Source organism: Streptomyces sp. NPDC043746 (assembly GCF_056436485.1).
The window spans coordinates 1-13,009 of record NZ_JBWKCM010000041.1; the positions used below are offsets into that span (position 1 = coordinate 1).

At 68.8% G+C, this 13,009-nt stretch carries 9 protein-coding genes; 3 read left to right on the forward strand and 6 right to left on the reverse strand.

Translation table 11 applies throughout. From position 1 onward, the window contains the following. Positions 1-195: 195 nt before the first annotated feature. The 5 genes from ahcY to betT all read right to left on the reverse strand — a co-directional run bounded on the left by ahcY (position 196) and on the right by betT (position 9,868). Complete coding sequence (ahcY, locus tag AC0682_RS29205; RefSeq protein ID WP_478536165.1) at positions 196-1,665, reverse strand: adenosylhomocysteinase; 1,470 nt, start codon at positions 1,663-1,665, stop codon at positions 196-198. Positions 1,666-2,511: 846 nt separating this feature from the next. Continuing rightward, complete coding sequence (locus AC0682_RS29210; protein WP_478536166.1) at positions 2,512-4,806, reverse strand: bifunctional glycosyltransferase/CDP-glycerol:glycerophosphate glycerophosphotransferase; 2,295 nt, start codon at positions 4,804-4,806, stop codon at positions 2,512-2,514. A 1,032-nt stretch (positions 4,807-5,838) separates the two neighbouring features. Next, positions 5,839-5,976: a methionine/alanine import family NSS transporter small subunit gene (locus AC0682_RS29215; protein ID WP_478536168.1), complete on the reverse strand. Its 138-nt coding sequence runs from the start codon at positions 5,974-5,976 to the stop codon at positions 5,839-5,841. Then, positions 5,976-7,508 (reverse strand): sodium-dependent transporter, encoded by a 1,533-nt coding sequence (locus AC0682_RS29220; RefSeq protein ID WP_478536169.1) that lies wholly within the window; start codon positions 7,506-7,508, stop codon positions 5,976-5,978. Before AC0682_RS29220 ends, AC0682_RS29215 begins: the two co-directional genes overlap by 1 nt. A 230-nt stretch (positions 7,509-7,738) precedes the next feature. Next, complete coding sequence (betT, locus tag AC0682_RS29225; protein WP_478536170.1) at positions 7,739-9,868, reverse strand: choline BCCT transporter BetT; 2,130 nt, start codon at positions 9,866-9,868, stop codon at positions 7,739-7,741. A gap of 787 nt (positions 9,869-10,655) precedes the next feature. Between betT and AC0682_RS29230 the strand changes: the two genes are divergently transcribed. The 3 genes from AC0682_RS29230 (at position 10,656) to AC0682_RS29240 (ending at position 12,395) form a co-directional block, all read left to right on the forward strand. Continuing rightward, on the forward strand, positions 10,656-11,477 hold the full coding sequence (locus AC0682_RS29230) for a potassium channel family protein (protein ID WP_478536171.1): 822 nt from the start codon (positions 10,656-10,658) through the stop codon (positions 11,475-11,477). Positions 11,478-11,586: 109 nt separating this feature from the next. After that, the gene (locus AC0682_RS29235; protein ID WP_478536172.1) at positions 11,587-11,805 is read left to right on the forward strand and encodes a hypothetical protein; all 219 of its coding nucleotides are present in this window, start codon (positions 11,587-11,589) and stop codon (positions 11,803-11,805) included. An 11-nt stretch (positions 11,806-11,816) separates the two neighbouring features. Next, positions 11,817-12,395: an HD domain-containing protein gene (locus AC0682_RS29240; RefSeq protein WP_478536173.1), complete on the forward strand. Its 579-nt coding sequence runs from the start codon at positions 11,817-11,819 to the stop codon at positions 12,393-12,395. A 55-nt stretch (positions 12,396-12,450) separates the two neighbouring features. Here AC0682_RS29240 and AC0682_RS29245 read toward each other — a convergent pair whose 3' ends face one another. Further along, positions 12,451-12,918, reverse strand: a complete 468-nt coding sequence (locus AC0682_RS29245; protein WP_478536174.1) for a hypothetical protein — start codon at positions 12,916-12,918, stop codon at positions 12,451-12,453. Positions 12,919-13,009 lie beyond the last annotated feature (91 nt).

Sequence of the window (13,009 nt, forward strand, 5' to 3'; positions counted from 1 at the left end):
GAGAGAGCCATACCGTGCGGTGCCTCGTTTTCTCTGTCTCCTCTGCTCTCCCCTCCCCCCCCCCCCCCCCCCCCCCCCCCCCCCCCCCCCCCCCCCCCCCCCCCCCCCCCCCCCCCCCCCCCCCCGCACTCGGTCGTCCGAAGGTCGGCCCGGGGATCGGTCCGACGGTGTCGGTCCGAAGGTCGGGCCGACCGGTCAGTAGCGGTAGTGGTCCGGCTTGAAGGGACCTTCGATGTCGACGCCGATGTAGTCGGCCTGCACCTTGGTGAGTTCGGTGAGGTGGGCGTCGAGGGCCGGGAGGTGGAGTCGCGCCACCTTCTCGTCCAGATGCTTGGGCAGGGTGTAGACGTCGGTGCCGTAGTTCTGCGCCGGGTCGAAGAGGGAGATCTGCGCCAGGGTCTGGTTGGCGAACGAGCAGGACATCACGAAGCTCGGGTGTCCGGTGGCGTTGCCCAGGTTGAGCAGGCGGCCCTCGCTGAGCACGATGATCGAGTGCCCGTCGGGGAAGGCCCACTCGTGGACCTGCGGCTTGATCTCGGTCTTCTCGATGCCCGGCACCTGCGCGAGGCCGGCCATGTCGATCTCGTTGTCGAAGTGGCCCACGTTGCCGACGACGGCGTTGTGCTTCATCCGGGCCATGTGGTCGGCCATGATGATGTCGCGGTTGCCGGTGGTGGTGATGAAGATGTCACCGGTCTCGACGACCTGGTCGAGGGTGACGACCTTCAGACCGTCCATGGCCGCCTGGAGCGCGCAGATGGGGTCGGCCTCCGTGACCACGACCCGCGCGCCCTGGCCGCGCAGGGACGCCACGGCGCCCTTGCCGACGTCGCCGTAACCGCAGATCACGGCGAGCTTCCCGGCGATCATGACGTCGATGGCGCGGTTGATGCCGTCGACCAGCGAGTGGCGGATGCCGTAGCGGTTGTCGAACTTGCTCTTGGTCACCGCGTCGTTGACGTTGATGCCGGTGAAGAGGAGCTTGCCCTCCTTGCCGAGGCGGTAGAGCCGGTTGACGCCGTTGGTGGTCTCCTCGGTGACGCCGACGATGAACTTCGCCATCTCCGAGTACTTGCCCGGGTTGTCCACGAGCGAGCGGCGGAGCACGTCGAGGATGATCCGGTGCTCCTCCGGGTCGTCGACGAGCGCGTCCGGGACGGCGCCGGCCGCCTCGTACTCGGCGCCCAGGTGGACCAGCAGGGTGGCGTCACCGCCGTCGTCCACGATCGAGTGCGGGCCGGAGCCGTCGGGCCAGGTCAGCAGCTGCTCCAGGCACCACCAGTACTCCTCCAGCGTCTCTCCCTTCCAGGCGAAGACGGAGCTGCCCTTGGGCTCCTCCACCGTGCCCTCGGTACCCACGACGACGGCCGCCGCCGCCTGGTCCTGGGTGGAGAAGATGTTGCAGCTGGCCCAGCGGACGTCGGCGCCGAGCGCGGCGAGCGTCTCGATCAGGACGGCGGTCTGGATGGTCATGTGCAGAGAGCCGGCGATGCGCTTTCCGGCCAGGGGCTGCTGCGGGCCGAACTCCTGCCGCAGAGCCATCAGTCCGGGCATCTCGTGCTCGGCGAGCCTGATCTCCTTGCGACCCAGCTCGGCGAGTGAGAGATCGGCAACCTTGAATCCCCCGACCGATCCGGCACTGTCCACGGTCAACGCAACAGCCATGCTGTCATTCTCCCTGTCTGGAAATGCTGGTGACGAACCGTCAGCGTTCTGCGGGCCCAACTCTCTCATGTGGCCTCGGAACGAGCATGCCATTCCCGCTCGTGAACGCGACACCTCGGCCGATTACAGATGGCCAAATCGCGCCAGTAGTTCCGGGAGTGTCGCCCCCGCGTCCATCAGATCGCGCACCGTTCGCCCCTTTGCCAACAACTCCCTTGTGCAGGCGACGGCTTCCGCCGCCGCGCCGGGCGGCACGACGGCCACCCCGTTCTCGTCGGCGACCACGATGTCGCAGCACATGGGCGAGACCCCAGGTGCGGGCTACCCACGCGGGACCCCCGATCGGCTGCGGCGGCCGGAGCACGGCCCGCCCGCCCAACCACACAGAGTCACGCGGCCTCCAACACCAGGCTCGCCCCGGGGCACCATGACGACATTCCGGATGGGACTCCAAAACGATCGGCTCTGTCCCGTAGTCGGTGGTGATGTCGAGCAGCCGTACATGGCCATGATCTTGTGACGGATGTCAACTCTCTTGTCGGGAAGGCGCTTTCGGGCTTTCGCGCCGGTCGTCGAGGACGTGGCGGATGGCGGTGACGCGACAGTGGTCACGGCCCGCACCCGGGACGGGACGGGACGGGACGGGGCGGTGCCGTGTCCGGTGTACGGATCGCCGACGGCGAAGGCCCACGGGTATCAGCGGACGTACCGGTCGACGGCCGCCAGGCCGTCGTTCACCTGCGCGTACGGCGGCTCTGCACCTGCTCCACACCGGAGCCGGCGAGGGTATCGGTACGGAGTGCCGCTGCACTCCTCAGTGGCGCGCCGGCACTCCGTACCGGTGGATCAAGCAGCCCTGGACCGACCGACCACGGGCTCCTTCTCGCTCTCCGCCTCGGCGGCGGCGGGCGAGGGGGCCGGCGTCCGCTCGTCCAGCGGCGGGACCGGCAGATTCTCCGTCGGCTCGCCCAGCAGGATCTGCCGGATGACACGCTCGGATGCCTTGCCGTCGTCGTAGTCGCAGAACCTGCGACGGAAGGTGTCCCGCAGGGAAGCAGACCGCTCGTCCGTCCAGGCGCCGCCGGCGAAGATCTCGTGCAGCTCCTCTTGCGTCCGCGCGACGTGACCGGGCGGCTCCTCCAGCAGGTCGAGGTAGACGCCGCAGGAGGCCTTGTACGCCTCCCAGTCGTTGGCGTAGATCACGATCGGCCGGTCGAGGTTGGCGTAGTCGAAGATCATGGACGAGTAGTCCGCCAGCAGCACGTCCGCGGCAAGCTGCAGCTCCTCCGCGGCAGGGTGGGCGGTGACGTCGATGACCCGGGCCGACGACTGGAGCTTGCGCAGCTCGGGTTTCTGCTCGCAGAAGTGGTGGCCCCGCATCAGCACCACGTAGTCGTCGCCCAGAGCGTCCGCGAGAGCGGCAACGTCGAGCTGGGGGACGTAGCTCGTGGTGTAGTCCCGGTGGGTCGGCGCGTAGAGGACGGCGATCTTCCCCTTCGGGATGCCGATCTCGGCCCGGAGGCGGCGGACGTCGGCCGCGGTCGAGGTGTAGAAGACGTCGTTGCGCGGGTAGCCGGTCTCCAGCGCCGCGAAGGAGCAGGGAAACGCCCGCTCCCAGATGTCCGCGGAGAACCGGTTGGAGGATATGCAGTAGTCCCAGCGGTCCGAGCGCTCCAGGACCTTGCCGAGGTCGGTGCCCTTCGCGGCGACCGGGAAAGGCAGCAGGTCGACACCCATGCGCTTGAGTGGCGTGCCGTGCTGCGTCTGCACATGCACGGTGCCGGGCCGCTTGACGAAGCGGTCCTCGAAGTCGACGTTGTTGAAGAAGTACTTGGCGCGTGCCATGACTTCCCAGTACCTCTCGGTCCCCGGGATCACGTAGTCGGTGCCCGGCGGAAGCTTGTGGACCTCTTCCGCCTTGACCACCACGACGCCCTCGACGTGGGGGGCGATCTCCTTGGCCTTGGCATGCAGCGCGCCGGGGTTGCACACGTATCCCCGGCCCCCGTACGACGAGTAGACGGCCAGGTTCTGGTTGACGGGCTGCTTGAGCGCGTTCTCGTAGTGGCGGTCGAGGCGCTTGCCGACGACCTTCTTCCGGGTGGCGCGGACGGCCTTGCGGACCTTGCGCCGCCCCTGGTTGGCCACCTTGAGCGTCTGGTAGAGCGGGTAGGCGTTACGCGCGATCAATGCGTAACGGACACCGGCCCGCCCCTTGGGCCGGACGAAGCCCGCCGGCATGTAGCGCCGGTAGTGACGGTGCGCCAGGGCGAAGAATTCGGCCCGCAGTTCGTCGGGGACCCGATTGCTCTTCGCCAGGATGGCGGTGAAGTGGTTGACCATCTTCGTGAAAATCTGCGGCCGCCACTCCGCGAACGACGGGTCGCTTTCAATAAAGGCGAAGACCCGTGCGTACTGGTCGAATATGTCGAAATGCTTGCGGCTGACCGTGCGGAGGATATTTCCCTGACGGCGCTGGCGGTAGTGGACGACCACATGGTCCAGGGCCGCGATGCGCTCGGCGGCCATCAGCACCGGGAAGGTCCAGGGGGTGTCTTCGTAGTACCCGGGCGGGAATTCGAAACCGCGCCGCTCGATGAATTCACGCCGGTAGACCTTGTTCCACACGACCATGAGCAGGGTGAGGAAGTCGGGCCGCTGCTTCGCGGTGAAAACCTCCGGGCCCTCCGACTGGAAGACCGAGGCCAGGCCGTTGCGGGTGACGTCGCCCCACCAGAAGGTGCGGGCGTAGTCGAAGATCAGGACGTCCGGGTCGGCGGTGTCCGACAGCCGGTCGGCTATGAGCTGCAGCGAACCGGGCGTCAGTGTGTCGTCGCTGTCGAGGAAGAAGAGGTAGTCGCCGCGCGCGATCTCCATCCCCGCGTTCCGCGCCCGGCCCAGGCCCACGTTCTCGGGCAGGTGCAGTGCCCGGACCCGGCTGTCGGCCTCGGCGTACTCGTCGACGATCTCACCGCAGCGGTCGGGCGAGCAGTCGTTGACGGCGATTACCTCGATGTCGCGGAAGGACTGCTCAAGGACGGACTCGAGGCACTCCCGCAAGAAGGACTGCACTTGGTATATCGGCACAATCACGCTGATACGCGGCTTCGACACGCCCTGCTCTTCCAATCCTCTGACCACACCGGCTTCACAGACCGGGTTCGCGTCCGGGTCCGGGTCCGGAGTCTCTCGTCATCCGAAGGGCCTGAACGGGCAGGCGCGTGGTTGACAGATCAGCCAGGATACACCCGCGCGCAGATCATATGTTCGGCGCCATAGCACATACACCACCCCGTGAATACGGCGACCCTGTGATGTGCATCATGGCACCCGCCCCGGCTTCGCAGGCACGGCAGTTGGGACGGCGACCCCTTGTCGCGCGGCTCGGCACGCGCACGACCGAAAGTGCCCCGGAAACACCTGTCCGGAACCAGAGCGATTCCGCCCGGCGTCAGGCGGGGCAGACGGGACTCGAACTGATCACACTGGCCCGTCTCTCACTGGCGAAAAGGTGACCAGATAGGGCATAGCGACTCATTTTCGTCCCTGAGACCTACGCGGACCCGCTCGATTCCAGCCGTGTACAGGGTCAGCAAAACGTTCTTGTTCCGTCTTCCAGACGGCGTGATGGCTTGACCGGGACAGTCGCGCCGGAGCCCAGGTAAGGCGCCGCCCGAAAGCACCTACGCGTCCGGGAAGCGCCGGGAAGAGGTATCGATGCCTCGCTGCGTGCGGCGGTCGCGTCGTGCTTCCTCCCTGGTCACGGGGCATCGGTGCAGAACCTGCGGTCCTGATGGTCCGCGACGGCAGTGGCCTCGTGGTGTTCCGGCACACCAGACCGGCGGGTCGGTCGGCTGCCGCCGCGGCCCGCTGCGGGCCTGGGCCTCGACACCGGACAACCGGGCGAGGACAGGGGGCGGGAGATCGCGCCGCGGGTGGGCCGGCCGCTCTCGCGCGATCACCCCTCGATCACGATCACGCACCGGCCCGGGGGCACGTTCACCACGAAGCACTCGCGCCGTCGTGCTCTGCCGGCAGATGGCGAGCGCCCGCGCCGCGGGTCTGATCACCGCCCCGACCCGGCACCATGGAGACCCGGAGCCAGGAGACTTCGCGGACTGTCAGCTCCCGCAGGGTCCGGGCCTGTCGACCCGACGGCCGGTACAGGCTCGGTCACTCAGCCGAGTGAGTGCCCGGCGGCAGCTGCTCCGGGGGCACCGAGTGGCCCCTCAGCCGGAGGATGGCGGTGATCAAGCCTCCCCAGACGATGAGCATGGCGATGATCATCATGACGATCGCACTGGCGGACATCAGCGGTCCTTCCTGTCGGCGGGCGTCTCCATGTCCAGGTCGATGTCCTCGCCACCGGCCGGCCACGGCATCAGAGAGAGGATCACCCCGACCAGCAGTGCTCCGATGGCGACGCTCCAACCGGCGGAGAGCAGGAACCCGGTCGAATAGCCTTCGTAGTTCTCCTGGAACTCGGTCCGTAGGCTGTCGACCATCATCCAGCCCAGCACCAGCGGCGTGATGACTCCGAGGCAGATGCGCCACCAGTGGCCGAGCCGGATGGCGGATGTGGCGTCGGCGTTCTGCTGGAGGCTGGGGAGCTGCCGCAGCACCCAGACGATCACGATCAGGCCGACCAGAGCTGCCAGCGCGATGCCGTACTGGTTGATGAAGTGGTCCGACGCGTCCAGCAGATAGATGCCGGACTCGGTCGGGAACAGCAGGAGCGAGACCAGCGCGACGAGACCACCGATGCCCAGGACCGCCGGCTTGCGGCGCATGCCGGTCCGGTCCTGCACGGCCGAGACGACCACCTGCACGATGGAGATCAGCGAGGAGAGTCCCGCGATCACCAGAGAGCTGAAGAACAGCACACCGAAGAGGGCGCCGAACGGCATCTCCGAGATGACCGCGGGGAAGGCGACGAACGCCAGACCGATACCCGCACCCGCGACCTCGTCGACGCCGACCCCCGAGGCGATCGCCAGATAGCCCAGGGTCGCGAAGACTCCGATGCCCGCGAGGATCTCGAAGGAACTGTTGGCGAACCCCGCCACCATCGCGGAGCCCGTCAGGTCGGCCCGGCGGCCCAGGTAGGACGCGTACGTGACCATGATGCCGAAGCCGATGGACAGAGAGAAGAAGATCTGCCCGTAGGCGGCGACCCAGACGCTGCCGTTGGCGAGTTCCGACCAGTTCGGCGAGAAGAGGGCGTCAAGTCCGGTGGCCGCCCCGTCCAGGGTGAGTGCCCGGATGACCAGTGACGCGAAGAGGACGAAGAGCAACGGGATGAAGATCTTGTTGGCGCGTTCCACACCGCGCCGGATTCCGAACGCCAGGACGACCAGCACCACCACCCACACGAAGATGAGCGGCCAGAACACCCCCGGTACATAGGCGTCCAGGAAACCCGGAGTCTCCGGTGCCCGCAGGAAGTCGCCGAAGAGGAACGCCTCCGGGTCGTCCCCCCACTGCCGGCCGACGGAGAAGCCCACGTACCGCACGGCCCAGGCGATGATGACCGCGTAGTAGGTGGCGATCACGAAGGAGATGACGACCTGCCACCACCCGATGACCTCTGCCGGCCGGGCCATCTTGCGCAGTGCGGCGGGGGGCGACAGGCGGTACTTGCGCCCGATGGCGTACTCCATGATCAGCAGCGGGATACCTGCCGACAGGAGCGCGATGAGGTAGGGGAGCAGGAAGGCGCCGCCACCGTTCTCGTAGGCGATGGCGGGGAACCGCCAGATGTTGCCGAGCCCGACGGCCGACCCGATGGCGGCCAGCAGGAAGCCGGCACGGGTGGCCCATTGCTCACGTGGCTGCTCTGCCATATGCGGTCCTCGGGTGTCGTCATGGTGCTGCGGATCAAGCTGATGGCACGTTAGCGCGGAGTGCCGCCGAAATCGCGGTGACAGGGCCCGGCCGACGACACCCTCGATCCCGTGGGCGCCGAACCGCGCGCCCGGAGACCGGGAACGCCTTCGGCGCCCCGGGGCATCCGCGAGGGCACGCCGGTGGTGCCGACGGCGACACCGCTCGGCCCTGGGCCGGGCTCCGCCCGCTACTCCCGCCGGTCTGCGTCAGGGGCGTCAGGCCGGTGGTCGGGGAAGGCCGACCCCGCCGTCGCCTCGTGGTGCAGCCGCAGGAACTCAAGATGCCGCTCGTACTGGTCGAGGGTGTCGCCGATGAGCTGCTCCCTGGTGTAGCCCATGACGTCGTAACCCTGGTTGCCCTCGGCCAGCTGGACCTCGAAGCGCACGTAGGTGTCATGGGTGCTGACCGACCGGGTGGCGAAACCGGGGGTCGGCCGTTCGACGGGCCAGACCCGGTAGACGAACTGGTCCTTCGGGCCGATCGGCACGGCGAGGCCGACGTGCGGGAGGCCGTTCTCCTCGTCGGTGCCGGAGAGGAGTTCCGCCTCCACCCCCTGCTCGCGCAGTTCCTGGGCGACTTCCTCCAGTGCCGGTCGGCAGACCTCCCCCACGAACCGGGCGGCTGCCCGCCTGCCCGGGAACGACATCGCCCGCGACAACCGGTGTCGCCAGTTCCGGGCCCCCGAGGGCCCTTGTTGCGTCGTCCGCCCGGAGAGGGACCCCGGCATGGTGGTGGTCAGCGCCTCCTCGCGCATGCGTTCGGAGCGGAGCGCGAGGTAGAGCCCGGCCATGATCAGGAACATGACGAACGAGAAGGGCAACCCCATGATGATCGTGGCGTCGGTGAGAGCCTGCACTCCGCCGACCAGGAGCATGGCGAGGGTGAGCAGCCCTGTCGTCACCGCCCAGAAGACGCGGAGCCAGGTTCGCGCGTCGGTCACGGGTGTGGGGAGGTGCGAGCTGAGGTTGCCCATGACCAGGGCTCCGGAGTCGGCGGAGGTGACGTAGAGGAGCAGCCCGACGAAGGTCGCGAGCCCCGCGCTGAACAGCGCCCCGGGATACTGGTCCAGCAGACCGTAGAAGGCCTGCTCGGGGGAGTTGAGCGCGGTCTCCCCGAAAGCGGAGTTGCCGTCGCGCACCACGAACAGCGCGCTGTTGCCGAAGACGGCCAGGAAGAGGCCGGTGAAGAGGAACGGGATGATCAGCGTCGCGGCGACGAACTGGCGCAGCGTGCGGCCTCGCGAGATCCGGGCGAGGAACAGACCCACGAACGGCGCCCAGGCGATCCACCAGGCCCAGAAGAACAGCGTCCACGCGTCCAGCCACTCGGTCGGCTGATCGTAGGCGAAGGTGTTCAGCGTCATCGACGGGAATCCGCTGAGGTAGTCGCCGACGTTCTGCACCAGCGCGTTGAGCAGACGGAACGGTTCACCGACGACCAGGATGTAGAGCATCAGCAGCACAGCGAGAAGCACGTTGAGCTGCGACAGCCGGCGGATGCCCTTGTCGACCCCGGCAGCCGCCGAAACGGTGGCCATCACCACCGCGACGGCGATGAGGCCGATCTGTGCGGGCAGGCCCTCCGGGACTCCGAAGAGGACCTTGAGCCCGTAGTTCAGCTGCACCACGCCGATGCCGAGAGACACGGAGATGCCGAAGACGGTACCGATGATGGCCGCCAGATCCACCGCGTCACCGACCCTGCCGTGGATCCGGCGGCCGATGATCGGGTAGATCGCGGAGCGGATGGCGAGCGGCAACGTGTGGCGGAAGGCGAAGTAGCCGAGCGCCATGCCCATCAGCGCGTACATGGCCCAGCCGGTGATGCCGTAGTGGAAGAGCGTCCACACCACGGCCTGCTGGGCCGCCTCCAAAGACTCGGGATCCCCCTCCGGTGGCGCCAGGTAGTGGCTCACCGGGCCGGCGACGGAGAAGAACATCAAGTCGATGCCGATGCCCGCCGCGAACAGCATCGCGGCCCAGGCGAAGAGCCCGTAGTCCGGTTTGTAGTGCTTGGGGCCCAGCTTGATCGTGCCGTACTTCGACACCCCGATGAAGACGACGAACACGAGATACAGGGTCGCGGCGAGGAAGTAGTACCACCCGAACCAGCCGGAGATCTTGCCGACCACCACGCCGATGACCTCCTCGGCACCGGAGGGGGTGATAATCGCCCAGATCGAGATGGCCAGGATGAGCGTCGCGGATCCGAAGAAGACCAGCGGTTTGAGCGAGCCCGCGCCTGCCCCCCGCACAGCGGGCTCGGCCTGCGGCTGGTCCGTCTCGGGCCCGGGGCCCTTGCCTCCTGCTGTCGACATGATCGGCTCCATACTTTCCGGGACGGGTGACCGTGCGGCATCCGGTGCGCCGGAGCCGCACGGTCTTCGATTGGTGCGGCCGCCGGCAGGTGACCGGCCGCATGGTCGCAGCGGGATCGAGGCGCGGCGCCTCAGGTACACCGGGGCGGCGAGGACCCGCGCCCGGCACCTTGTCGCCGCACTCGGCGCGGACGGCCGCTTCCGCGCCCCGGAGCAGGACCGGATGAATGAGGAGGGGGGGCGGACGCGGCACCCGGGGATACCGACCCGGCCCCGCGGCGGCACGTACGCGCGCGACGACGTGCGCGCCACGGTCCGCCGCCGGTGACCGGCGGCGTCACGGCGGGGCCGACCACCTCATGTCGCCGACCGCCCCTCACAGCAGTTGTGCAGCCCACCCGGCGTGGGTCTCTTCCTCACCTCGGCCGGCGCCACGCTGATCGGCCGGGTGTCAGCAACATGGCCTGTGCGGGGGCTCCCGGTCCACGGGACTCACCGTCCCGGCGTCCAGCCGGTGGCCCAGGCACCCCGGGCGGGCTAACGCGCACGGCCGTGACGCCACGAAGCGGTGGATCACCGCGAGCCCGGCGCGGAGGTGGGCGGGACCGCGGACGCTCCGGCAGGGAGGGTGGTGACGAGCCGCCCCCGCACAGCGCGGTGTGGCGCCGCCCCGCCACTCTCCTGACGGCCCTGCGACAGGGCCTCGGGCCCGGCGGTCGGCGGACCCCCGCCTCACGTACGAGACCCTGCGGGCCGCCTGCGCCCAGCCGGTTCCTACGATCCCCTCATGAGACATCGGATCGCTCGGGACCAGTGGGAACAACGCATGCGGACCCCTCTACTGGCGCTGGCCGTGGCTTTCGCCGTCGCCTACGCCGTCCCCGTCCTGGCTCCGGACGCACCGGGCTGGACGCACGCGGCGTGCCGGGCCGTGGAGTGGGGGGTGTGGGTGGTGTTCGCTGCCGACTACGTGACACGGCTGCTGCTCACCTCCGGGAAGTGGGCGTTCGTCCGCAGCCACCCACTGGACCTGCTGGCAGTGGTCCTGCCGCTGATCCAGCCGCTGCGTCTGGTACGGCTCGTGTCCACGCTGCTGCTGGCGGGCCGACAGGCCCGCCACGCCCCGCAGATCACGCTGACCCTCTACGTCGTCGGCACCGTCGCCGGTCTCATGATGTTCGGTTCGCTCGCGGTCCTCGAGGTGGAACGGGACGCACCGGACGGCAGCATCCGCACGATCGGCGACGCCGTGTGGTGGTCCTTCACCACCATGACGACCGTGGGGTACGGCGACCTCGCACCCACGACCGGACTCGGCCGGCTGCTCGCTGTCGGACTCATGCTCTCCGGTATCGCGCTGCTCGGGGTCGTGACGGCGAACATCGCGGCCTGGTTCATCTCCCGATTCGAACGGGACGACGCCGAGGAAAGGAGACAGACGGCCCTCCTGGAAGCCCTGACCGCGGAAGTCGCCGCCCTTCGGGCCGAGATGGCGAGCAGGACGGCCGCCCCCGAGCCCGCGTCTGCGGGCTCCCCCTCCGCCGCCCCACCGCCACGCGCACGGACGGGCGACGGCGGAGAGCCGGCGGCCACAACGCCGCCCGCCTGAGCCACCAGGCTCCGCGCGGGAGGGGGCTCCGTACCGTTCCCGCACCGACCGTTTCATCGCCGCCGCACACCCCGGCCCGTGGTCGGGCGACAGACTGATGCGGCACCTCGTGCGCGGCCTGACACCCCGCCACGGCTTCTTCGACCTGACCGTCCACACCCTGTGGGCCCTGTTCGCGGCCCGCCCGAACCTGCTGCGCCCTGGTACGCCGAACGGCAAGGAACCGCGACACGTGCTCCCCGTGATGTTGGATGACCAGGAGCTGTCGGCGCGGGCGCGCCGGGAGCTGGAAGGCATCCGGTACGCGATCCGCCTTGCCGAGGCGTGAGAGGAGAGGGCGTGGCTCACGACCTGGCCGCAGTGGGCCGCTTCCTGTACGAGGCGGGAACGCTCAAGCAGACCCGGCGAACAGGCTGGTGGATGGCCGGAGTCCGCGACCCGGAGAGCGTCGCCGAGCACTCATGGCGCACAGCGCTGATCGCCACGGTCATCGCGAAGCTGGAGGGCGCCGACCCCGCGCGTGCCGCCTTCCTCGCGGTGTGGCACGACACCCAGGAGACCCGCACCGGGGACGTGAACCACCTGGGGAAGAAGTACGCTCCGGCCGGTGACCCGCAGGCAGTCACCGCCGATCAGACCGAGGGGATGCCTGAGGTGCTGGCGTCGGCGGTCCGCGACCTGGTGGCAGAGTACGAAGCGAAGGAGTCGCCTGAGGCGGTCTGCGCTCGTGACGCGGACGAGCTGGAGTGCCTGCTCCAGGGCATCGAGTACAAGACGCAGGGCTACGAGAACGCCCAGAGGTGGATCGACAACAGCCGGGGCCGTCTCGTCACCGAGACCGCGAACCGACTGGCCGATGAACTGCTGTCGCAGGGCTCGCTCGACTGGTTGCGGACAGCGTTGGGCGAGTCACCGTAGCCACACCAGCGCATGGCGAAGGGCCCCCACCGCCGTGTGGGCAGTGGGGGCCAGGTCAGTCGATGCTGTACGGGATCAGCTCACGGGGGACTTCCTCGGGCGGCTCATGCACCGCGAGCAACCTACGGTTCGCACGGCGGACGATCCGCATCGCCTGCCGGAGCAACCGCTCCAGCGTGGTGACTTCCGCCTTCTTCGTCTCAACGATCACCGTCAGGTTGTCGACCTTCGCCTCCAGCGTGGCGAACCAACCGGACACGTGGTCCCAGATCTCGGGGGACGCCTGCAACCCGGGAGGCGGCAGCTCGCCCGTAGCGTCGATCACGGATGGTGGCGGCAGCGGACGCGCCCTCGGCGTGCTGATCCTCGCCACCAGCACCGAGCAAATCCCGCCCACCACCGCGATCACCACGCCGAGCACCGTCTCGTCACCGCCCACCGTGGCCCCCTCTCTCACACGCACAAATACGCCTGCGCCCCCCGTCAGCACAGCGATGATGACCAGCAACAGGACGATGACCACATACACCGGGGATGTCGCCCACCCCGGGGAGTACCGGCCGACGGCCGCGGACGCCGCGAACGACAACGCCCACACCGACGGCGGCAACGAC